Annotated in this window: 22 protein-coding genes and 1 tRNA gene; 13 read left to right on the top strand and 10 right to left on the bottom strand. The window is 66.8% G+C overall.

Annotated features, from left to right (window positions below; genetic code table 11):
- Nucleotides 1–96 precede the first annotated feature (96 nt).
- From I8N54_RS17060 to I8N54_RS17080, 5 genes are read left to right on the top strand one after another with little or no spacing between them, the layout of a single operon-like run.
- The gene (locus I8N54_RS17060; protein ID WP_140196638.1) at nucleotides 97–1089 is read left to right on the top strand and encodes an ABC transporter permease; all 993 of its coding nucleotides are present in this window, start codon (nucleotides 97–99) and stop codon (nucleotides 1087–1089) included.
- An 11-nt stretch (nucleotides 1090–1100) separates the two neighbouring features.
- On the top strand, nucleotides 1101–1970 hold the full coding sequence (locus I8N54_RS17065; RefSeq protein WP_140196640.1) for an ABC transporter permease: 870 nt from the start codon (nucleotides 1101–1103) through the stop codon (nucleotides 1968–1970).
- Nucleotides 1967–2965: an ABC transporter ATP-binding protein gene (locus I8N54_RS17070; RefSeq protein WP_140196642.1), complete on the top strand. Its 999-nt coding sequence runs from the start codon at nucleotides 1967–1969 to the stop codon at nucleotides 2963–2965. The genes I8N54_RS17065 and I8N54_RS17070 overlap by 4 nt, the downstream gene beginning before the upstream one ends.
- Complete coding sequence (locus I8N54_RS17075) at nucleotides 2962–3942, top strand: ABC transporter ATP-binding protein (protein WP_140196644.1); 981 nt, start codon at nucleotides 2962–2964, stop codon at nucleotides 3940–3942. The genes I8N54_RS17070 and I8N54_RS17075 overlap by 4 nt, the downstream gene beginning before the upstream one ends.
- A 27-nt stretch (nucleotides 3943–3969) precedes the next feature.
- Nucleotides 3970–5058, top strand: a complete 1089-nt coding sequence (locus I8N54_RS17080) for a glycoside hydrolase family 172 protein (RefSeq protein WP_140196646.1) — start codon at nucleotides 3970–3972, stop codon at nucleotides 5056–5058.
- A gap of 302 nt (nucleotides 5059–5360) precedes the next feature.
- Here the strand turns inward: I8N54_RS17080 and I8N54_RS17085 are convergent.
- Nucleotides 5361–5437: transfer RNA gene (locus tag I8N54_RS17085), tRNA-Met, on the bottom strand.
- Between the two features lie 105 nt (nucleotides 5438–5542).
- On the opposite strand from I8N54_RS17085, the gene I8N54_RS17090 reads away from it, so the two are divergent.
- Together I8N54_RS17090 and I8N54_RS17095 are read left to right on the top strand one after the other, a co-directional pair.
- Nucleotides 5543–6952 (top strand): FAD-binding oxidoreductase, encoded by a 1410-nt coding sequence (locus I8N54_RS17090; RefSeq protein WP_140196648.1) that lies wholly within the window; start codon nucleotides 5543–5545, stop codon nucleotides 6950–6952.
- A complete protein-coding gene (locus I8N54_RS17095; RefSeq protein WP_140196650.1) occupies nucleotides 6952–8172 on the top strand; it encodes an MFS transporter in 1221 nt (406 codons plus the stop codon). Before I8N54_RS17090 ends, I8N54_RS17095 begins: the two co-directional genes overlap by 1 nt.
- Here the strand turns inward: I8N54_RS17095 and hemC are convergent.
- Nucleotides 8142–9068, bottom strand: a complete 927-nt coding sequence (gene hemC, locus I8N54_RS17100) for a hydroxymethylbilane synthase (protein WP_140196652.1) — start codon at nucleotides 9066–9068, stop codon at nucleotides 8142–8144. The two genes, I8N54_RS17095 and hemC, sit on opposite strands and share 31 nt — an antisense overlap.
- 91 nt (nucleotides 9069–9159) lie before the next feature.
- On the opposite strand from hemC, the gene hemE reads away from it, so the two are divergent.
- Nucleotides 9160–10197, top strand: coding sequence for a uroporphyrinogen decarboxylase (gene hemE, locus I8N54_RS17105; protein ID WP_140196654.1), 1038 nt, complete (start codon nucleotides 9160–9162; stop codon nucleotides 10195–10197).
- On the opposite strand, the gene I8N54_RS20305 is transcribed toward hemE, so the two are convergent.
- Nucleotides 10198–10329, bottom strand: coding sequence for a hypothetical protein (locus tag I8N54_RS20305; RefSeq protein WP_269802033.1), 132 nt, complete (start codon nucleotides 10327–10329; stop codon nucleotides 10198–10200).
- Nucleotides 10330–10398: 69 nt separating this feature from the next.
- Between I8N54_RS20305 and I8N54_RS17110 the strand changes: the two genes are divergently transcribed.
- Together I8N54_RS17110 and I8N54_RS17115 are read left to right on the top strand one after the other, a co-directional pair.
- Nucleotides 10399–11373, top strand: coding sequence for an amidoligase family protein (locus I8N54_RS17110; protein ID WP_197097648.1), 975 nt, complete (start codon nucleotides 10399–10401; stop codon nucleotides 11371–11373).
- On the top strand, nucleotides 11370–12089 hold the full coding sequence (locus I8N54_RS17115; protein ID WP_140196658.1) for a gamma-glutamyl-gamma-aminobutyrate hydrolase family protein: 720 nt from the start codon (nucleotides 11370–11372) through the stop codon (nucleotides 12087–12089). The genes I8N54_RS17110 and I8N54_RS17115 overlap by 4 nt, the downstream gene beginning before the upstream one ends.
- Nucleotides 12090–12092: 3 nt before the next feature.
- Here the strand turns inward: I8N54_RS17115 and hemF are convergent, their stop codons facing one another.
- Entirely contained in the window at nucleotides 12093–12971 is an 879-nt protein-coding gene (gene hemF / locus I8N54_RS17120) for an oxygen-dependent coproporphyrinogen oxidase (RefSeq protein ID WP_140196660.1), read from the bottom strand.
- 73 nt (nucleotides 12972–13044) lie between these two features.
- Between hemF and I8N54_RS17125 the strand changes: the two genes are divergently transcribed.
- Nucleotides 13045–13440, top strand: coding sequence for a hypothetical protein (locus I8N54_RS17125; RefSeq protein WP_140196662.1), 396 nt, complete (start codon nucleotides 13045–13047; stop codon nucleotides 13438–13440).
- A 153-nt stretch (nucleotides 13441–13593) separates the two neighbouring features.
- On the opposite strand, the gene I8N54_RS17130 is transcribed toward I8N54_RS17125, so the two are convergent.
- From I8N54_RS17130 to clpS, 3 genes are read right to left on the bottom strand one after another with little or no spacing between them, the layout of a single operon-like run.
- On the bottom strand, nucleotides 13594–14397 hold the full coding sequence (locus I8N54_RS17130) for an SDR family NAD(P)-dependent oxidoreductase (protein WP_140196663.1): 804 nt from the start codon (nucleotides 14395–14397) through the stop codon (nucleotides 13594–13596).
- 37 nt (nucleotides 14398–14434) lie between these two features.
- Nucleotides 14435–15391, bottom strand: a complete 957-nt coding sequence (locus I8N54_RS17135) for a class I SAM-dependent methyltransferase (protein ID WP_140196665.1) — start codon at nucleotides 15389–15391, stop codon at nucleotides 14435–14437.
- Between the two features lie 19 nt (nucleotides 15392–15410).
- Nucleotides 15411–15749, bottom strand: a complete 339-nt coding sequence (gene clpS, locus I8N54_RS17140; RefSeq protein ID WP_140196667.1) for an ATP-dependent Clp protease adapter ClpS — start codon at nucleotides 15747–15749, stop codon at nucleotides 15411–15413.
- A gap of 95 nt (nucleotides 15750–15844) precedes the next feature.
- On the opposite strand from clpS, the gene I8N54_RS17145 reads away from it, so the two are divergent.
- Nucleotides 15845–16534, top strand: coding sequence for an HAD family hydrolase (locus I8N54_RS17145; protein ID WP_140196669.1), 690 nt, complete (start codon nucleotides 15845–15847; stop codon nucleotides 16532–16534).
- Between the two features lie 225 nt (nucleotides 16535–16759).
- Complete coding sequence (locus I8N54_RS17150; protein ID WP_140196671.1) at nucleotides 16760–18163, top strand: D-alanyl-D-alanine carboxypeptidase family protein; 1404 nt, start codon at nucleotides 16760–16762, stop codon at nucleotides 18161–18163.
- A 64-nt stretch (nucleotides 18164–18227) separates the two neighbouring features.
- Here I8N54_RS17150 and I8N54_RS17155 read toward each other — a convergent pair whose 3' ends face one another.
- From I8N54_RS17155 to I8N54_RS17165, 3 genes are read right to left on the bottom strand one after another with little or no spacing between them, the layout of a single operon-like run.
- Nucleotides 18228–19823, bottom strand: coding sequence for an ABC transporter ATP-binding protein (locus tag I8N54_RS17155; protein ID WP_140196673.1), 1596 nt, complete (start codon nucleotides 19821–19823; stop codon nucleotides 18228–18230).
- Nucleotides 19820–21037, bottom strand: a complete 1218-nt coding sequence (locus I8N54_RS17160) for an ABC transporter permease (RefSeq protein WP_231592729.1) — start codon at nucleotides 21035–21037, stop codon at nucleotides 19820–19822. The genes I8N54_RS17155 and I8N54_RS17160 overlap by 4 nt, the downstream gene beginning before the upstream one ends.
- Before the next feature lie 54 nt (nucleotides 21038–21091).
- Entirely contained in the window at nucleotides 21092–22165 is a 1074-nt protein-coding gene (locus tag I8N54_RS17165) for a microcin C ABC transporter permease YejB (RefSeq protein WP_140196677.1), read from the bottom strand.
- Between the last annotated feature and the right edge of the window lie 28 nt (nucleotides 22166–22193).

Genomic DNA, 22193 nt, shown 5'->3' on the forward strand with positions numbered 1-22193 from the left:
CGGCCTCCCCGCGGACCGGCCATCTGCCGGCCGGTCCGCGTCACAACATCCCAGACTTGGCGGCACGACAAAGCCGTCGAAAGATCGGAAGCTCCAATGACCTGGAATTATGTCGGTCGGCGCGTCGCGATGTTCTTCGCCGTCGTTCTGCTCGCAGCCTCAGCCAACTTCCTGATACCGCGCTTCGCCCCCGGTGATCCAACGGCCGCCGTGCTCGAACAGCTGATGTCGCGGGGCCAGCAGGTTGAAGGCGCAGGCGACATCGTCCAGGAATACCGCGAACGGTTCGGTCTCGATGATCCGCTGCACATCCAGTATTTCCGATACCTCTGGAATACGCTTCGGTTCGATCTCGGGCAGTCGATCTCGTTCTTTCCGCAGACGGTGTCCTCGGCGATCCTGGACGCCCTGCCATGGACGATCGGGCTGCTTCTCGTCTCGACATTCATCGCGTTCGGCGTCGGAAGCCTCGTCGGTGCCCTGATCGCGTGGCCCGGCGCACCGCGTGCCGTGAAGGCGCTGGTGCCGGGGCTGATGATGCTGTCGGCCATCCCCTACTACCTGCTCGCGCTCATCATCCTCTATGCGCTCGCCTTTTCCTCCGGGATATTCCCGCTCGGCGGCGCCTATTCGTCCTACCCTCGCAGTTTCGACTTCGAGACCGTGGTCGACATCCTCTACCATGCCTGCCTGCCGGCGCTGTCAATCGTGCTGGCCGGGGTCGGCTTCTGGGCGCTCGGCATGCGGGGCGCCATGATCGGCACGCTCGGCGAAGACTACCTGACACTTGCCGAGGCCAAGGGTCTGAAGCCCCGCCGTATCTTCTTCGGCTACGCGGTGCGGAACGCGATGTTGCCACAGGTGACGTCGCTCGCCATCGCACTCGGCACCGCCGCATCGGGGTCCGTGCTGGTCGAAGTCGCCTTCAATTACCCCGGCATCGGCTTCCTGCTCTACAACGCGCTGCGCTCGTCAGACTACTTCCTCGTGCAGGGGATCGCCTTCGTGCTGGTGCTGACCGTCGCGATCGCGGTGCTGATCCTGGACCTGGTCTACCCGTTCCTCGACCCCCGCATCGAGCGGCAGTGACGGAGGCCCCCATGTCCAACGTCCTCCGCACCCTTCGCGCAAGCCTGAGCTTCGCGCTCGCCAATCCCAAGATGCTGGCCGGGATCGCGATCCTCGCCGTGCTGCTGCTGTTCAGCTTCGTCGGTCCGATGTTCGTCGACCTGCGCAATGCCGAGCCGATTTCGGTCAGCACCAACCAGCGCCCTTCGGCCGAGCTCTGGCTCGGCAGCGATAGTGGCGGGCGCGACCTGCTGGCCGTGATGATCGCCGCGACGCCCCAGACCTTGCGAATGGGCGTGCTCGCCGGTGCGCTCGGAGTCGCGTTCGGGGTCTTCCTCGGCCTCGTCGCCGGCTACTGGGGCGGCTGGCGCGACCGTGTCATCTCGACCGTCACGGACACGATGCTGACGATCCCGCCGCTGGCCATCCTGCTGGTCGTCGCCGCCTCGATGCGGTCGATCACGGTGGAGATTATGGCGGTCATCATCGCAGCGCTGTCGTGGATGTTCGCCGCGCGCATCATCCGCGCGCAGGTCCTTTCCCTGCGGGAACAGAACTACGTGAAGATGGCGAAACTCTCCGGCATGAGCGATCTGCGCGTAGTGCTAACCGAGGTGCTGCCCAACATCGTGCCTCTGGCCTTCGCGGCCTTCGTCGGCGCGGTCTCCGGCGCGATCCTAGCCGGCATCGGGCTCGAGGTGCTCGGTCTCGGACCGCAGAACACGCCGACCCTCGGGATGACGATCTACTGGGCGCTGCTCTACTCGGCCTTCAGCCGGGGCATGTGGTGGTGGTGGCTGCCTCCGATCCTGATCCTGATCGCGCTCTTCATCTCACTCTTCCTCATCACCGCGGCCCTCGACGAGGTCGCCAACCCGAAACTGAGGAGGTCCCGCAAATGACCGGCCCCGTTCTCAGCATCCGCAACCTCTCTGTCACCTACCGCATCGCGAACGAGGATTTCCCGGCGGTCAGCGACGTGAATCTCGACCTCGCCGCGGGTGAGCGCATCGGCATCGTCGGCGAAAGCGGTTCTGGCAAGTCTACGCTCGCGCTCGCCCTCATGCGTTTGCACAAGCACCCCGCACGGATCGCCAGTGGCAGCGTCACGATCGGCGGCACCGACCTCTTGTCTCTCGGGAAGGAGCCGCTGCGGCGATTCCGGTGGGATCGCGTATCGATGATCCCGCAGGGCGCGATGAACTCGCTCAACCCGGTGACCACGGTGCGACGACAAATGACCGATACCATCCGCGCCCACACCCGTGAGCTGTCGAAGCGCGACATCAACGCCCGGATCGAGGACCTGCTGGAGCGCGTCGGCCTCGACCGTGGAGTCGCAGACCTCTACCCGCACGAGCTGTCGGGCGGCATGAAGCAGCGGGTCTGTATCGCGCTGGCCATCGTGCTGGAGCCGCAGCTCATCATCGCGGACGAGCCGACGAGCGCGCTCGACGTCGTGGTCCAGCGGCGGGTGATCGAGACACTGAAAGACGTTCAGTCGCAACTTGGCGCGGCGATGATCCTGATCGGGCACGACATGGGGCTGATGGCCCAGTCGGTCGACCGCTTGGCCGTCATGTATGCCGGCCGCCTCGTCGACGACGCACCGATCCGCGACTTTTTCCACGACCCGCAGCACCCCTACAGCCGGCTGCTGATCGACTCCCTGCCCTCCCCCGACGAGTTGAAGCCGCTCACCGGCATCCCTGGCATGCAGCCCGGCCTCGGGCGGTTGCCGGACGGCTGTCCGTTTCACCCCCGCTGCCCGAATGCCGCCGAGGTCTGCCGCAACATAGACCCGCCGCTCGAGCTGTCTGGTCCCAGTCGCCGCGCCGCCTGCCACATGGTCGCCGCCGCGCGCGCCGGCCGCAATTTCGAGGAGGTCACGGGATGAGCGCACCGCTTCTGGACATCGACGACGTCACGGTCAAATTCGGCGGCGGCGTCGGACAGGGCCCGGCTTTCACCGCGCTCGAGAACTTCACGCTGCGCATTCCCTCGGACGAGCCGCAGATCATCGCGGTCGCGGGCGAGAGCGGCTCCGGAAAGTCGACCATGGGGGGCGTCGGCCTCGGCCTGAACCGCCCGAGCGCCGGGACCGTCCGGTTCCAGGGCGACGACATCTGGGGCTCCGGCATGGCGCGTTCGACGGACTTCCGAAAGTCGGTGCAGGCGATCTTTCAGGACCCGTTCTCGGTCTTCAACCCGTTCTACCCGGTGGAGCGACTGCTGCGCATTCCGCTGCGCCAGTTCGGCATCGCCAAGGGCCGCACGGAACAGGACGAGCTGATCCAGGACGCCCTGTCGAAGGTCGGCCTGCGCCCCGAGCAGATCATCGGCCGCCATCCGCATCAGCTGTCTGGCGGCCAGCGGCAGCGGATCGTGGTCGCCCGCGCCCTGATGCTGCGCCCGAAACTGATCGTCGCGGACGAGCCGGTGTCGATGATCGACGCGAGCCTGAGGGCGACGGTGCTCGAGAACCTGCGCAGCCTGCGCGACGATCACGGCATCTCGCTGATCTACATCACGCACGACCTCGCCACCGCGCGGCAGGTCAGCGACCGGCTCTTCGTGCTCTACCGCGGGCGCGCGGTTGAGGAAGGCAGCGCCAACGACGTCATCGGCGACCCGCTGCACCCCTACACCCAGCTGCTGATGAACTCGATCCCGCGACCCGACCCGGACGCGGGGTGGGAGGGCGAGACTCAGGGCGATGAGGCGCGCGGCACGCTGTCCGACCGGTCGCAATGCGTTTTCATCGACCGGTGCCCGCACAGGATGGACGCCTGCCGCCGCGCACCATCGGACAGCTTCGTCCAACGCCGCCGCGTCGCCTGCCATCTCTACGACGACGCGCGCGTCGCGACCTGAGCCAAGATTACCCAACAGGAGGAAACCATGAACTCATTCAACGGGCTCGGCATGAGCCTCGGCAACCTGTCACGTCTGTCAGACGCGAAGTCCCGTTCGATCTGCCCGGAGAACTTCACGGGCGAGAAAGGCGGGGCCTGCCAGGCGACGGAAGGCACCGGGGCCCACGCGGCGCGCGATCTTGGCAAGGGCTGGAAGATCTCGCCCTCGATCAACATCGCGCCCGGCGAGACCGCCCTGCTGGCCGACATTGAGGGCCCCGGCGCGATCCAGCACATCTGGATGACCCCGACGGGCAACTGGCGCTTCTCGATCCTGCGCTTCTACTGGGACGACGAGGAGACACCGTCGGTGGAATGCCCGGTCGGCGACTTCTTCGGCTGCGGCTGGGGGGAGTTCGCCCAGCTGACCAGCGCGCCCGTCTGCGTGAACCCCGGCAGCGCCTTCAACTGCTACTGGGAGATGCCTTTCCGAAAGCGGTGCCGAGTGACGATGGAGAACATCGCCGACGAGCAGATGACCCTCTACTACCAGATCGACTACACCCTGACCGAGGTGCCGGAAGATTGCGCCTACTTCCACGCCCAGTTCCGCCGCACCAACCCGATCCCGTGGAAATCGGACTACACCGTGATCGACGGCGTGCAGGGCAAGGGCCATTTCGTCGGCATGTATCTCGCTTGGGGCATGAACAACAACGGCTGGTGGGGCGAAGGCGAGGTGAAGTTCTACCTCGACGGAGACGAGGACTATCCGACCATCTCCTCGACCGGGCTAGAGGACTATTTTGGCGGGTCCTACAATTTCGACCCGACGCCGAAGCACGACAATGCCTACGTCACCTACACCACGCCCTACGCCGGGTTTCACCAGGTGATCCGCCCGTCCTCCGACTATCAGACCCAGTTCCGCATGGGTATGTACCGCTTCCACGTAATGGACCCGGTCCGGTTCGAGCAGGACCTTCGCATCGACGTTCAGGCGCTCGGCTGGGGATACAACGGGCGCTGGCTGCACGTTCAGGACGACGTCGCTTCGGTCGCCTATTGGTACCAGACGCTCCCCGCCGCACCGTTCCCGCCGCTGCCGGAGCGGGATCGACTGCTTATCGTCTGACATGACTTCGAGGATCCGTTCCCTCGATTGAGTTCAGCCTACCCCCAAGTCTCAAGCTCGGCCCAATGAGGGCCGGGCGACCTGAGCAATCTGGTAATTCGTGACGCGACGTTGCAGCGACTTAGATAGCTTCACTGAGCCGCAGTGTACCGCTTGCGTCAGCGCCGAAGGCCGCAACGCAATCGAGACCTTGAGATCCCTTATCTCTGAATTTCACGTGGAAATGGTCGAAGGACGGTTATCCATCACTGTCTATGGATACGTCGCCGCCCTTCTCGAAGGGGATGCCAGTTTGACTACGGTGGTAGCGTGGGGCGGACTTGAACCGCCGACCCCAGCATTATGAGTGCTGTGCTCTAACCAGCTGAGCTACCACGCCACACCGGCGTTCCACTAGACACCACCCGCCCCGGTGTCAACGCATATCTGGCCCCTTTTCCTTCCCCCACCGTTGCGTCATCACCCGGGGAGAGGAGGCCATCCGATGCTCGACGCCATGAGGTCCCTGTTGGGGCTGGAGAATGTGCTGACCGGCGATGACGCCGTGCCGTGGGGACGGGATGCGACCGGCAAGTACGTCGGCACACCGCGCGCCGTGCTGCGCCCGTTCGATACCGCGCAGGTGTCCGCGATCCTCGCCGCGGCGAACGACAGCGGCACCGGGATCGTACCTGTCTCGGGCAATACCGGGCTGAACGGCGGGGCCTTCGCGGAGGACCAGATCGTCGTCTCGCTCGACCGGATGCGGAAGGTCCGAGACATCCGTCCGGAAACCCGGCTCGCCGTGGTCGAGGCCGGCGTGATCCTCTCCGATCTGCACGAGGCCGCCCATGCCGAGGGGCTGAGCTTCCCGATGACATTCGGGGCGCGGGGCTCGGCCCGGATCGGTGGCATCCTCGCCACCAATGCCGGCGGCTCCAACGTACTGCGCTATGGTAATACCCGGGACCTCGTGCTCGGGATCGAAGCGGTGATGGCCGACGGGCGGGTGATGAACCTGCTCACCGAGCTGCACAAGAACAACACCGGCTACGACCTGCGGCACCTGCTGATCGGGGCGGAAGGGACGCTCGGCATCATCACCGCCGCCGTGGTCAAGCTGGTGCCACGCCCCCGCGCCTACGCGACCGCGACGATCGCGACCGGCTCCCTCGCCGACGCGCTGACACTGCTGAACCGCCTGCGCGAGGCGAGCAGCGGCGCCGTCGAAGCGTTCGAATACATGCCGGACAGCTACATATCCGGCCACCTCGACGCCATCCCCGGTGCGCGCGAGCCCTTCTCGGAGCGCCACCCGGTCACGCTGCTGACCGAACTCGGTGCGACCTCCCCGAAAGAGGCGGAGCCTGGTCCCGACGGCGAAATCCCCCTCGTCGCGACGCTCGAGGCGACGCTTGCCGAGGCGATGGAAGACGGCCTCGTCCGCGACGCCACGATCGCCCGCTCCGAAAGCCAGCGGACCGAGATGTGGGCCCGCCGCGAAGCCGCTGCCGAGATTGCGTTTCACAAGCGCCCGTTCGTCGACACCGACATCGCCCTGCCCCTCGACCGGTTGCAGGCGTTCTTCGACGAAGTGCGCGCGCGTCTGGCCAGGCTGGACGCCGGTGCGACCGACCTCGCCGTCGCGCACCTCGGCGACGGCAACATTCACTACACGGTCTATCCCACCACCGACGACGCGGCGCTGCTCGGACAGGTGCGCGACATCATCGACACGACCTCCGTTGAGCTTGGCGGCACCTTCAGCGCGGAGCACGGGATCGGCATCTCCAAGCTCGGCCCGATGAGCCGCTTCAAGGACCCCGTCGCGCTGTCGGCAATGCAGGCGATCAAGCGGGCGCTCGATCCGAAAGGCATCCTGAACCCCGGCAAAACGCTGCCGGCCGAGTCCTGATGCTGCGCCCGCTCGTCCTGATCTGGCGCGACCCCGCGCTGCGGCTCGCCGCCATCGCGCTGATCCTCACGGGGTGCAACGCGGCCTCCATCGCGCCGTACCAGAGCCTGCTGGCGATCCGCCTGTTCGGCCTGTCCGACAGCGCCTACGCGCTCGTCCTGACCATCGCCTCTGCCGCCTCGGTGATCGGGGCCATCGGGATCGGCATCCTTGCCGACCAGACGATGGCAAGGAAGAAGATCACCATCGCCGCCACGGCGCTCGGCATCGTGGGGCAGATCATCGTGCTTCTGTTTCCCAGCAAGGCGAGCTTCATCATCGCCCACGCCGTCATCCTACCCGTCAGTTCCGCCACCTTCGGACAGGTGTTCGCCCTCGCCCGAATGGCCTCCTCCAGCTACCTGCCGGAGGAGCGGGACGGCATCATGGCCGCAATCCGTGCGCTCTTCGCGCTGCCGTTCATCGTGATCCTGCCGCTCTGGTCCGTCGTGTTCGACGCGGGCGCCGGGCTGATCTGGATCTACGTCGAGCTGGCGCTCGTCAATGTCGTGCTGGTCGCGCTGATCCTCCATCGCTGGCCGGCGGATGGCAGCACGATGTGGGTGGACCAGCGCTCCGGCCTGTCGCTCGGCAAGTCGCTGCGGGAAATCGGGCATCCGTCCGTTCTCGGTCGGGTGTTGCTGTCAGGCGCCGTCGGTTCCGGCATCGCGATCTACATGGTCACGCTCGGCCTGACCTTCGACGAGGCACCGGGCCGCGACATCGGGGACGTCGCGATCTTCGCCGGCCTGCTCGCCGGGCTGGAGGTGCCGGTCATGCTGTCGATGGGCTGGCTGCTGCGATATCTCACCCGGATGCAGGCGATCCTGCTCGGCGCGACGGTGCATGCCGGCTTCCTGCTGGCGTTCCCGGTGCTTCTGCCGACCCCCGCCGTCTGGTTTCTCGTGGTCCCGGCTGCGATCGGGGCGGGGATCCTCCTGTCGCTGCCGATCGCCTATGTTCAGGACCTGATGGGCACCCGCGCCGGGGCGGGCGGCGCGATGCTGGCCGTGCAACGTGTGGCAAGCGAGTCGATCGCGGCGGCGCTGTTCGCGGTGGCGACGTGGGTGGCGGGCTACAGCCTCGCCCCCGTGCTCGGCGGGATCACGGTGGTCCTGGCGGCGCTGGCGCTCTGGTGGCTGGACGGCCGTCAGACCGCGAGGAAACCCGGACCGGCCTGAGACAGCAGTTCGTCGGCCAGCTGTTCGCCAAGCCGCGCGCCGTCGGACACCTGTCCGGCTGTTTCGCCCGCGAAACATTTGCTGCCGTCGGGCGCGAGGATCTCGCCCCGCAGGCGCATCCGGCCCGCGCCGTCGAGCTCCGCCAGCCCGGCGATCGGCGTCTGGCACGACCCGTCGAGCCGCGCGAGGTAGGCCCGCTCCGCCGCCAGCCGCTCACCGGTCGGAACATCGTGGATCGCGGCGAGCATGTCGGCGATCCGCGTGTCGTCGAGGCGACGTTCGATCCCGATGGCCCCTTGGGCGACGGCGGGAAGGATATCGCCCGTGTCGATCACTCCGTGCGGCACGTCGACCGCCCGCAGCCGGTTGAGGCCCGCCATGGCGAGGAAGGTCGCCTCCGCCACGCCATCGGCGAGCTTCTTCAGCCGGGTCTGCACGTTGCCGCGGAACTCCACCACCTTCAGGTCGGGCCGCCGCCACAGAAGCTGCGACTTGCGCCGGAGCGACGAGGTGCCGACCACGGTGCCTTCGGGCAGGTCGGCGATCCCGCCGTAACGCAGCGAGACGAAGGCATCGCGCGGGTCCTCGCGCGGCAGGTAGCAGTCAAGCGTCAGCCCGTCGGGCTGCAGCACCGGCATGTCCTTCATGGAGTGAACGGCTATGTCGATCGCGCCCTCGGTCAGCGCCATCTCGATCTCGCGCGTGAAGAGCCCCTTGCCGCCGATCTCCGACAGCGGCCGGTCGAGCACCCGGTCACCGGTGGTCTTGATGACCACGACCTCAAACGCCTCTTCGGGAAGGCCGTGCGCCGCCATCAGACGGTCACGCGTCTCGTTGGCCTGGGCAATCGCGAGCGGTGAGCCGCGCGTGCCGATCTTCAGCAGGATATCACTCATGTGGCCTCTCTAGACCCGGTCGCGGGCGGTGCCAATGGCTTGACTTAAGCCCGGCCCGGTGGGACCAACCGGCGTTTCTGAAGGAGACCCCATGCCGTCCGACAAGACCCTGCTGCGCGTCCTTTCCGGCGAGCGCGTGTTTCCCCCGCCGGTCTGGCTCATGCGCCAGGCGGGCCGCTACCTGCCCGAGTATCGCGCGACGCGCGAGACCGCCGGCGATTTCCTGTCGCTCTGCTACAACCCGGAGCTCGCGGCCGAGGTGACGCTTCAGCCAATCCGCCGCTTCGGCTTCGACGGCGCGATCCTGTTCGCGGACATCCTCCTGGTGCCGCAGGCGCTTGGCCTCGACCTCTGGTTCGTGAAGGGCGAAGGGCCGCGCCTGTCGACAGTGACGGGGCCGGGCGACCTCGCCGCGCTCAAGGGCGTCGACGCGATCCACGAAACGCTGTCTCCGGTCTATGAAACGGTGCGCATCCTGTCGCGCGACCTGCCGTCCGAGACGACGCTGATCGGCTTCGCCGGCGCGCCCTGGACCGTGGCGACCTACATGATCGCCGGACGCGGCACTCCCGCGCAGGAACCGGCCCACGCGCTGATGCAGCAGGACCGCGAAACCTTCGAGGGGCTGCTCGACCTCATCACCGAAGCCACGATCGAATACCTGTCCGCCCAGGTCGACGCGGGCGCGGAGTGCGTGAAGCTGTTCGACAGCTGGGCAGGGTCGCTCGACGGAGACGCGTTCGAAGCCTACTCGGTCGAGCCGATCCGCCGCATCACCGCCGCGCTGAAGGCGCGCCATCCGGGCCTTCCGGTCATCGCCTTCGCGCGCGGCGCGGGAGAGCGCTACATCGGGCTGCACGCCCGGACCGGCGCGGACTGTATCGCTGTCGACCAGGGGGTCTCCGCGGACTGGGCGGCCGCGAACGTGCAGGTCGGCGGACCGGTGCAGGGCAACCTCGCACCGGAGCACATGGTGCAAGGCGGTGAGGGTCTGGTCGACGCGGCCCGTGCCATCGCCGAGTCGTTCCGGGGCGGGCCGCATGTGTTCAACCTCGGCCACGGCATCACGCCGGACGCCGATCCAGACAACGTGCACCTGCTGTTGGAGACGATCCGCGCGATGCGCTGATCAGCCTTCGACCTTGCGGCACAGCCGGTCGAGCCGCGCGTCCCACGACGCCTCCAGCCGGGACAGGTGGTCCCGCGTGGCCAGCTGGTCCGGCACGCTCCGCCTCAGGATCTGCCGCCACGACTTGCGCAAGGCGCGATCCAGATGTTGCGCTTTCCGACAGGAGCGGGAACCCGCCGGTGCCTCTCCGGTTGGACCGGCATGAACGCGATTGACCAGATCACCCGCCAGAGCTTCGCGCGCCTGCCCCGGCCGATGACGGACAACGGCGCGCCCCGCCGCACGGGCGTCGAGATCGAGTTCTCCGGCCTGACCGAAGCCAAGGCCGCCGAAGTCGCCCGCGATCTCGCAGGCGGAGAGGTCCGCGACGCGGGTCCGAATGCCGTGACTCTGGAAGGCTCTCGGCTCGGCGACCTGAAAGTCTACCTCGACACCGCATTCCGCGACCGTACCGGCAGGCTGGCGACAGCCGCGCTCGACCTCGCACGCTCCGTCGTGCCGGTGGAGATCGTGACGGCGCCGCTGGCAGAGGATCAGCTGCCCCTGCTGGAGACCCTCGTGCAGGCGCTGGCCGATGCCGGTGCCGAGGGCTCGCGCGACGGGCTGTTCTACGGCTTCGGACTGCACCTGAACCCGGAGGTGACGTCGCTTGACCCGCAGGACCTCGGCCGGGTGATGACGGCCTACGCGCTGATCGAGGACTGGCTGCGCCTCGCCGATCCGATCGACCCGAGCCGCCGCGTGCTGCCGTTCTCGGATCCCTACCCGCGCGCCTACCTCGACGACCTCGCCGCGACGGAGCACTTCGACACCGACACGCTGTTCGACCTCTACCTGCGCCACAACGCGACGCGGAACCGGGGTCTCGACGTCCTCCCGATCCTCGGCGAGCTGGACAAGGACCGGCTGGAAAGCGCGCTGCATGGGCTCGGCGCCGTGTCGTCGCGCCCGACGTGGCACTATCGGCTGCCGGACTGCCGGATCGGGCGCCCCGAATGGACGATCGCCTACGAGTGGAACCGCTGGGTGACGGTCGAGCGGCTGGCGAATGACACCGGGCGGCTGGAGCGGCTCAAGTCCGACTGGCGGCAGCACCGGTCGGAGCTGCTGAAGCTGCGGTCCGACTGGCGGCAGCACGTGACCGGCTTCCTTGCCGACGAGGGGCTGCTGCCGTGAGCCGCCCCGTGATCGCTGTCACTACTTCGCGCCGGTCAGGCTGGCGCATCTTTCCGCTGGTTGCGCTGAACGTCTGGATCGGCGGAGGCCGCGCCGTTCGCTGGGGGGCGGGCCGTCCGTCCGACCTCGACACCGTGTCCGGCGTCATCGTCGGCGGCGGCGACGACATCGCCCCCGACCTCTACGGCGGCGCACCTGTCACCAAGGCGCGGCTCGACCCCGACCGGGACGCGCTTGAACGGCAGATCGTGGAAGCATGCCTGTCCCGCGGCATCCCACTGCTCGGCATCTGCCGGGGATCGCAGATGCTGAACGTCGCGCTCGGCGGCACGCTGGATCAGGACGCCTACGCCACGTTCACGCGGTCGAAGAAGGTCTACACGATCCTGCCGAAGAAAGACGTGCGTGTGGAATCGAACACCCGTCTGCAGGAGATCACCGGCACCGCGCCGATGAAGGTGAACGCGCTGCACAGTCAGGCGGTCGACCGTCTCGGCCAGGGCCTGCGCGTCGCGGCGCGCGATACCGGCGGCATGATCCAGGGGGTCGAGCGGATCGCCGACCCCTTCGCGCTCGGCGTGCAATGGCACCCAGAGCATCTGTTCTACGCCCATCGTCAGCGGGCGATCTTCCGCGCGCTCGTCACCGCCGCGAAAGCGCGGGACGACGGGCGCGCGCAGAACCCGGACGTGTCCGCCGACGCCGCCTACAGCTGACGCTCAGACCCACTTCGCCAGTGGCGGCAGGCTCATCAGCACGGCATCGGGATCGTGGCTGGTGGCGAGCCCGAACTTGGTGCCCCGATCGTAGACGAGGTTGTATTCCGCGTAGAGCCCGCGATGGATCAGCTGCGCCTCGCGATCGGCGTCGGTGAAGGGTTGCATCCGGCGGCGATCGGCAAGCGGCAGGAAGGCCGGCAGGAACGCCCGTCCGATATCCTGCACCAGTCCGAAATCCGCCCGCCAGTCGCCAGAGTTGCGGTCATCCATGAAGATGCCGCCGACGCCCCGCGCCCGCTTGCGGTGCGGGATGTAGAAATATTCGTCCGCCCAGGCCTTCAACTCGTCGTAGAGCGCCGCGCCATGCGGCGCGACATGCGTGCGCTGCACCTCGTGAAAGTGCGCCGTGTCCTCGTCATACGTGATCGCCGGGTTCAGATCGGAGCCACCCCCGAACCACCAGGCGCCGGGGGTCCAGAACATCCGGGTGTTCATGTGGACAGCAGGGGCGTGCGGGTTCTGCATGTGCGCCACGAGGCTGATGCCGCTGGCCCAGAAGGACGGGTCCGTCTCGATGCCGGGCACACCGCGCGCCGCCATCGACGTCTGCGCTGCCTCGCCGAGGGTGCCGAAGACGGTGGAGACGTTGACGCCGACCTTCTCGAACACCCGTCCGCCGCGCATGACGCTCATCAGCCCGCCCCCGGCGTCGGACCCGTCGTCGCTGTGCCGGGTCGTCGGCGTGACCTCGAATCGGCCGGCGTGCCGGTCGGACAGCGGCCCTTCCGTGTGCCGGTCTTCAAGTGCCTCGAACTCGCCCACGATGCGATCGCGCAGCTCGCGAAACCAGCCGGCGGCTTCCTGCTTTTCGTCTTCCATCAACTCTTTGCGCCCCGATTGACTGTCGCGCCGCAGTAGCATCGGATGAAGCCCTTATCAAAGGACGACCAGAATGCATTCGATCACCAAGCTCTTGCTTTGCACCCCGCTGCTCCTCGCCGCCTGCGCGACGCCGCAGGAACGCTGCCTGAGCAGCGCCAGCCGGGAACTGCGCACGCTGACGCGCCTCGCCGCCGAAACCGAGGCGAACGTCGCGCGCGGCTACGCCGTCGAGGAATTCCAGGAAGTGCGCGAGCGCATGACGTTCTGCGAGGTGCGCAACGACGAGGGCCAGGTCGTGGAGCGCGAGCTCTGCCGCGAGACGGATGTGGTCGACCGGACCCGCCCGGTGGCCATCGACGTCAACGCGGAGCGTCAGAAGCTGCAGCAGCTGAGAAGCCGGATCGCGACCGAGGAAAGCCGCGTCGCGCGCGCCCAGCAGACCTGCCTCGCGACCTATCCGCAGTAAACCGGCGCCCGGCCTTCTTTGGGCTTCAAATATTTCTCGGGGGTGAATGGGCCGCAGGCCCAGAGGGGGCAGACAGCCCCCTGAACCCGCCCGCCCGCAGGGTGGGCTGATCCTGTGCGCGCGCAGCGCGCTCCGCCGGATCAGGCTCCGGGGTCAGTGGGCGGGGGCCGTGACCGGGTCGATCAGGGTGCGGCCGCCGTCGACCGTGATGATCTGGCCCGTCACGAAGGACGATGCGTCAGAGGCGAGGTACTGCACCGCGTCGGACACTTCCGACGGCGCGGCAATCCGGTTCAGCGGCGTGTGATCCACGATCTCCTCACGGAAATCGCTGTTCTCCTTCAGCGCACCCTTCAGGCTCGCCGACATGACCGAGCCGAAGGCGACCGCGTTCACGCGGATGCGCTTGGGCGCCAGCGCGACGGCGAGGCTGCGCGTCATCTGGTCGAGCGCGGCGGTCGAGACGGAATAGGCCATCAGTTCGGGATGCGTGCGCCGCGCGGCGATCGAACTGAGATTGATGATCGACCCCACCGGGCCTTCGCCGTCGGGATCGGACTGCTTGATCATCCGCTTCGCCGTGGCCTGGCTCAGGCGGAGCGAGGTCATCAGGTTTTGCTGCAGCAGCGCCTCCACCCCGTCCTTTTCCGAATCGAGCGGGTTGCCGGTCAGCATCTGGCGCGATGCGTTCACGAGGATGTCGACCTTCTCGAAGGCATCGACCGTGAGCGACAGCAGGTTGGCGATGGTCAGCTTCTCACGCAGGTCGCCGGAAAAGATGCGGACCGCTTCCTCTTCGGCGGCACGTTCGCCCATCTCGTGCTCGAGCGCCTGTTCGTCCATGTCGGCGAAGACGACGTTCGCCCCTTCGCGCAGGAAGTGCCGGCCGATCGCAAGGCCGACGCCGTTGGCCGCTCCGGTGACGATGGCGGTCTTGCCGGAGATGGAAAAGGACATCGGGACGCTCCCTTGAAAGATCGAAGTCTAGGACGATTCACCGTCGCGGGCGAGAGGCGTGGAAGATCTTGTAACGGTTGTCCCCGCCCGTCTCGGCCACCTCCGCGAAGGACTCGCGGAGCGCGGCCTCGTAGGGCAGATGCCGATTGGCTACAAGCCAAAGCTGACCGCGCGACGTCAGGGCGCGCGCGGCGGTTGCGATGAAAGCCTGGCCAAGCGCGCTGTCGGGGGCGCGGCCGGTGTGGAACGGCGGATTGCAGAGGATCCCGTCGTACGCCTCCTTCGGTGTGAAGGTCGTCGCGTCTTCCCAGAGGAACGACGCCCGCGGATCCGTAACGTTGAGCCGCGCGCAGTCGAGCGCGACCGCCTCCGCCTCGATCAGGTCGATGGAGTCGATGCCGGTCTTCTCGAGGGCGCGGCTGGACAGGTAACCCCATCCCGCACCTAGATCGGCCATCCGGCGCGGCAGCTTGTCCGGCAGCGCCTCGGCCAGCAGGCGAGAGCCCGCGTCGATGGCCCCGTCAGAGAAGACGCCGGGTGCCGTGTAGAACCCTTCCGGCCCTTTCGACGGCGGCGGGGCCTGCCATGCGGAGAAGTCCGCGCCCTCGAACCAGAACAGCCGGCCGTGCGCCTTGGTGATCGAGGGCAGATCGCCGAGTTCGGCCCGGCAGGCCTTGAAGATGCTGTCGATCCCGTCTGTCCGCTGTCCGTCGACGAGCACGAGGCCGCTACCGGCCCGTGCGACGAGGTCCCGCGCAAGCGCCTTGGACCGGGGCACAACGACGAGCGTCGCGTCGGACGGTTCGGGCGATTGCACGACGCGGTAGCCGCGCGCCTCCCAGGCGAGGACGTCGGGACGGAAGGTCGCGACGATGAACGCCTGATCGGGCGTGAGGGAGAGGTCGTAGTCTGCTGACGGACCAAGCACCTGCACAGGCGCAGCCGGCAGCGTCAGACCGCGATCGAGCGCGGTGTCTAGGCGGGACGCGGACATGAATGCGGCGCGGCGGCGCCTATTCCTTTTCCATGGTGCATTGCAGCGGGTGCTGGTTGCGCTGTGCGAAATCCATCACCTGCGCGACCTTGGTCTCTGCGATCTCGAACGAGAAGACGCCGACCACGGCGACACCCTTCTTGTGCACGGTGAGCATCAGCTCGAACGCCTGCGAATGCGTCAGGCCGAAGAACCGCTCGAGCACATGAACGACGAATTCCATCGGGGTATAGTCGTCGTTGAGGATAAGCACCTTGTAGAGCGGCGGCCGCTTCGTTTTCGGACGCGTGTCCAGCTTGACGCCGGTATCCCCGTCGTCGCCGTTTCCGCCCGCCATCATGTAGAAGTCCGCCAACATCCGTAAATCGGATCCCTGCTTTCGGTTCGTTCTCGTGAAGCCCATAATATATGAGGGCGTCCCCGCATGAAAAGGGGCCGGACCGGGAGAATTCAATGGACTGGCTGATCGGCTTCGATGCGGACGATACGCTTTGGCACAATGAGCGTTTTTTCCGCATGACGCAGGAGCACTTCGCGGAGCTGCTCTCCGACCATGCCGAGCCCGGACATCTGTCCGAAAAGCTGCTGGAGGCCGAGAGGCGCAATATCGGGCGCTACGGATTCGGCATCAAGGGCTTCACCCTGTCGATGATCGAGACCGCGCTCGAGGTCACGGACCGCAAGGTGCCGGGCGAGGTCATCGCGGCGATCGTCGAGGCAGGCAAGGAGATGCTCGGGCACCCGATCGAGCTGTTGCCCCATGCGAAGGACGCGGTCGAGTCGCTGTCCGGGCGGGCAGAGATCGCGCTCATCACCAAGGGCGACCTGCTCGACCAGGAGCGGAAGCTGGCGCAGTCGGGTCTCGGCGATCTGTTCGACGCGGTGGAGATCGTCTCCGCCAAGACGCCGCAGGTCTATGGCCGGATATTCGCGCGGCATGGGCGGGCGCAATCGATGATGGTCGGCAACTCGCTGCGCTCCGACGTGATTCCGGCGATCGACGCCGGCGGCTACGGCGTGCACGTGCCGCACGACCTGACCTTCGCTCTCGAACATGCCGACGCGCCGGAGGACAGCGCGAAATTCCGCCGTATCGCCGACCTGTCCGAACTGGAGCAATTGGTGCTCGCCCTGTCGGACTGAGCGCCCCATTTCGGCCACATTTGCCCTCAATTTGCCACATTGGCCGATGTGGGGTCATATTCTTGAAAGACCCCCTACATCTGAGTGGTGTTGCGCGAACACCGCGGCGCAAAGCGCTTTAAATAAGGGCTTTTGCGCCCCAAACCTCCGTGCTACGCTTCTGTCAAATCAAACCGAGGGATCCATAAAAACAGGATCCCCAGAGGCAAAATCGAGGCAGGCGGCATGGCAAGTCGTATTGGGAACCCCGCGCGGACGGGGCTGACACTTTGTGTCGTTCTTCTACTGGCAGCGCTCGCACCATTGGCAGCACGCGCGGCACCCTACGCGGAGATGGTGATGGATGCCCGAACCGGGCAGGTCTACACCTCCGACAACGCGAACACGCGACTTCATCCGGCATCTCTCACCAAGATGATGACGCTCTATATCGCCTTCGAGGCGATCGAGCGTGGCGAGATCGGCCTCGACACCGTGGTCACCATCCCGCGGGAGGCCGCGGCCGAACCGCCCTCGAAACTCGGCCTCACGACGGGGATGCAAATCCGCTTTCGCTACCTGATCCGCTCCGCTGCGGTGAAGTCGGCGAACGACAGCGCGACGGCCATCGCTTTCGCCATCTCCGGGTCCAAGGAAGCCTTCGCCGAGCGGATGAACCGCACCGCCCGCGCGATGGGGATGAACAACACCACGTTCCGCAACCCCCACGGGCTGACGATGGAGGGGCACATGTCGACCGCCTACGACATGTCGATCCTCGGGCGGCACATGATCTACGACTGGCCGCAGTACTATAACCTCTTCTCGCGCCGCGAGACGGACGCCGGCCTGCGCACGGTGGCCAACACCAACCGCCGCCTGCTGGACGCCTACCCCGGCGCCGACGGCATCAAGACCGGCTTCACCAACGCCGCCGGCTCGAACCTCGTCGCCTCCGCCGAGCGGGGCAATGTGCGTATCATCGCTACCGTGTTCGGCGGCTCCTCCTCCGCCAACCGCAACGCGCGCATCATGGAGCTGTTCGACCTCGGCTTCTCCCGCGCGCCGGCCCGGGTCGCGCTGGTGCGTCCCGAACGTCCGCCTTACCTCGGCAACAATGCCGAGCCGGGCACGCGGACGGTGCGCGTCGCCGGGGCCGTGATGCACAGTCTGCGGCCAACGGAGCGCCCGGCCTCCGTGCTGGCGCTTCATGCGCCGCCGCCGTCCGTCGATGGGGATCTCGTGACGGCTGCCGTGGCCGCCGCGATCGCACCGACCGGTGATCAGACGGCCGATGCCGCCGCGCTCGCCGCTGCCGCGTCTCCGCCGCCGCGGCCGGAGGACGTCACGCTGGCCTCCGCACCCGCCGCACCGCCGCAGGAAGTCGTGACCCGCATGTCGACCAGCAGCGGTCGCCACTGGGGCATCAACGTCGGGCGCTACAACTCGCAGTACCAGGCGGAGCGAGTCCTCCTGCGGGTCGCTCTGAACGAGATGTCGTCGCTCGACGGGTCGCTGCGCCGGGTGGTGCAGGGCAACCGTGGGTTCGATGCGAACTTCATGGGCCTGACCCGCGACACCGCAGAGGTCGCCTGTGCCCGCCTTCAGGCGCGCGGTACGACCTGCTTCATGATCGCCCCGCCCAGCTGACGGGGCGAGTGTCCGCCCGCCGCCCACGGGACGGCGGGCGGGGCGACGCCGCAGGCGAGCGGCGTCAGCCGGCCTTGATGAAGGCCGCTTTCATCAGTTCTCGGGTATAGTCGGTCTGGGGCGAGTCGAAGATCTGGTCGACCGGACCCGCTTCGACCACGTCACCCTGCTTCATCACCAGCACCTTGTGGGACAGCGCGCGCACGACCTTCAGGTCGTGGCTGATGAAGATGTAGGCCAGCCGGTTCCGGCGCTGCAATTCGCGCAGCAGATCTACGATCTGAACCTGCACCGTCATGTCGAGCGCCGAGGTCGGCTCGTCCAGGACCACCAGCTTCGGCCGCAGGATCATCGCTCGCGCGATGGCGATCCGCTGCCTCTGTCCGCCGGAGAACTCGTGCGGGTAGCGATCCATCATCGCGGGGTTCAGGCCGACTTCGTCCATGATCTCTGCGACGAGGACGCGCTTGTCCTCGCCCTTTTCGATACCATGCACGCCGAGGCCCTCGGCGATGATCTCCGCCACCGTCATGCGGGGGCTGAGCGAGCCGTAGGGGTCCTGAAAGACGATCTGCATGTCGCCGCGCAGCGGTCTGACCTTGCTTTGCGACAGCCCCTGGATGTCGTTGCCGAGGAACAGGATGCGCCCCTCGGATCGGATCAGCCGCATGATGGCGAGCGCCAACGTCGTCTTGCCGGAGCCCGACTCGCCCACGATGCCGACCGTCTCCCCTGCCCTGACGGACAGGCTGGCGTCGTTCACTGCCTTGATGTGACCGACCGTGCGGCGCATCAGGCCGCGCTGGATCGGGAACCAGATCTTCAGGTTCTGCGTCTCCGCGACCAGTTCGGCATTCTCAGGGACGGGTGTCGGGCTGCCGGTGCTTTCCGCCTCCAGCAGCATTCTCGTGTAGGGATGCTGCGGGTGGTCGAAGATCTCGTCCACCGGGCCGTGTTCCACGATCTCGCCGTCCTTCATCACGCAGACCCGGTCGGCGATCTGCCGCACGATGGTCAGGTCATGGGTGATGAACAGCAGGGAGAGCTGGCTGTGCGTCTTCAGGTCAGCGAGCAGGTCGAGGATCTGCGCCTGGATCGTGACGTCGAGCGCGGTCGTCGGCTCGTCCGCGATCAGCAGGTCCGGCCCGTTGGCGAGCGCCATCGCGATCATCACGCGCTGCCGCTGTCCGCCGGACAGCTGGTGCGGGTAGCTCGTCAGTCTCTGCTCGGGGTCGCGAATGCCGACCTGGGTGAGCAGTTCGATGATCCGCTCTCGCACCGCCGGGCCGCGCAGGCCCTGGTGCAGCTCGATCGACTCGGCGAGCTGCTTCTCCAGCGTGTGCAGCGGGTTGAGCGAGGTCATCGGCTCCTGGAAGATGAAGCTGATGTCGTTGCCGCGCACTTGGCGCAGCTTCGATTCCGGTGCGCCGACCATCTCCTCGCCCTCGTAGATGATGGAGCCCGAGAGCGTCGCGCTTTCCCCCAGAAGCTGCACGGTCGACAGCGCGGTGACGGACTTGCCCGACCCGGACTCGCCGACGAGGGCCACCGTCTCCCCCCGGCCGACGTCGAAGCTGACGCCGCGCACCGCGTGGGTCGAGCTGCCGTCCTGGTTGAAGCGGACGTTCAGGTTGCGAACGGACAGGATCTGATCGGTCATCTGGGGTCTGCCGCCCCCTCGGCGGCGGTTTCCGTCGCGGGGCCGGCCGTCTCGGTCTTCGCACCACCGGTGAAGGTCTTGCGTGGGTCGAACGCGTCACGCACGCCCTCGAAGATGAAGACCAGCAGCGACAGCATGATCGCGAAGGTGAAGAAGGAGGTGAAGCCAAGCCACGGCGCCTGGAGGTTCTGCTTCGCCTGCAGGGTCATCTCGCCCAGTGAGGGGGCCGACGACGGCAGGCCGAAGCCGAGAAAGTCGAGAGAGGCGAGCGTGCCGATCGCGCCGGTCACGAGAAACGGCAACATGGTCACGGTGGCCACCATCGCGTTCGGCAGCACATGGCGGAACATGATGGTCCGGTCACTCACACCGAGTGCGCGCGCGGCGCGCACGTACTCGAAGTTCCGTGCCCGCAGGAATTCCGCCCGGACGACGCCGACCAATGCCGGCCAGCCGAACAGCACCGTCAGGAACACAAGGAGCCAGAAACTTCGCCCCAGGATCGCGAAGACGATGATGATGACGTAGAGGCTCGGCGTTCCGGTCCAGACCTCGATCAGACGCTGGAAGACGAGGTCGGTCCAGCCGCCGAAATAGCCCTGCACCGCGCCGGCGACGATGCCGATCAGCGACGAGGTTACGGTGACGATGATCGCGAACAGGATCGACAGCCGGAAGCCGTAGATCACTCGCGCGACCACGTCGCGCTTGGTGTCGTCGGTGCCGAGCCAGTTGTCCGGGCTGGGCGGAGACGGCGCGACACCCGGCACGTCGACGATCGTGTCGTAGCTGTAGGGGATCGGCGGCCAGATCACCCACCCCGCCTGGAAGTCGGGATTGGACTCGAGGCTGCCATCCTCCGCCGCATCCAGTGTTCCGACCGGATCGTCGAAGCAGTCGTCGGCGAGGCCGCCGGTCTGGATCAGGCAGCGCACTTCGATGTCGCCGTAGACGGCCTCGGACGGGAAGTCGCCGCCGAAGTCCCGCTCCGAGTAGAAGGAAAAGATCGGCATCCGCAGTTCGCCCCGGTAGCTGACGAGGACCGGCTTGTCGTTGGCGATGAACTCCGCGAACAGGCTGAGCCCGAAGAGCAGCGTGAAGATCCAGAGCGACCAGAAGGCCCGCCCGTTGCGGCGGAAGTTGCGCCAGCGGCGCTGGTTCAGCGGCGACAGGACGGGGCGCTTGCGGTTCGGGGCCGCGGCCATGCCCGGCATCGGTTCTTGCTGGGACGTGCCGGTCTGGCGCTCGGACGGTTCGGGCGTGGCCATCTATCCCCTCCCCTCGAAGTCGATGCGCGGGTCGATCAGCACGTAGGTCAGGTCGGTCAGGATGCCGACCACAAGCCCGATCAGCGAGAAGGTGAACAGCGTGCCGAACACCACAGGGTAGTCCCGTGCGACGGCGGCCTCGTAACCAAGCCTGCCGAGCCCATCGAGGCTGAACAGTGTCTCGATGATGAGCGAGCCACCAAAGAACACGCCGATGAACAGTGCCGGAAAGCCGGAAATCACGATCAGCATCGCGTTGCGGAAGACGTGGCCGTAGAGGACCTTGCGCTCCGGCAGGCCCTTGGCCTTGGCGGTCATCACGTACTGCTTCTTGATCTCGTCGAGGAAGCTGTTCTTCGTCAGCAGCGTCAGCGTCGCGAAGGCGGAGATGGTTGAGGCGAGCACCGGCAACGTGATGTGCCAGAAGTAGTCGAGCGCCTTGCCGATCAGGCTCAGGTCTTCCCAGTTGTCGCTGGTCAGGCCCCTCAACGGGAAGATCCGCCAGTAACTGCCGCCGGCGAACAGCACGATCAGCAGGATCGCGAACAGGAAACCGGGGATCGCGTAGCCGACGATGATCGCACCGGAGGTCCACGTGTCGAAGGGCGAGCCGTCGCGCACCGCCTTTCGGATGCCGAGCGGGATGGAGACGAGGTAGGCGATCAGCGTCGACCAGAGACCAAGCGTGATCGACACCGGCATCTTCTCGAGCACGAGGTCGACGACGGAAATGTTGCGGAAGTAGCTCTCGCCGAAGTCGAAGCGCATGTAGTCCCACATCATCGTCAGGAACCGTTCGAGCGGCGGCTTGTCGAAGCCGAACTCGCGCTCGAGTTCCTCGATGAAGTTGGCGGGGAGGCCGCGCGCGCCGATGTAGTCGCTGTCGCCGCTCTCGATCACTTCGGAGCCACCGCCGGCGAAGCTTTCGAATACGTCGCCGTTGCCTTCGAGGCGGGCGATGATCTGTTCGATCGGGCCGCCGGGGACGAACTGGATCAGCGCGAAGTTGATGATCATGATCCCGAGAAGCGTCGGGATCACCAGCAACAGCCGCCTCAGGATATATGCGCCCATACGGTCTCCGCTACCTGGTCGCCGGGAT

The sequence above is a fragment of the Pelagovum pacificum genome, assembly GCF_016134045.1.
Taxonomy (GTDB): Bacteria; Pseudomonadota; Alphaproteobacteria; order Rhodobacterales; family Rhodobacteraceae; genus Oceanicola; species Oceanicola pacificus_A.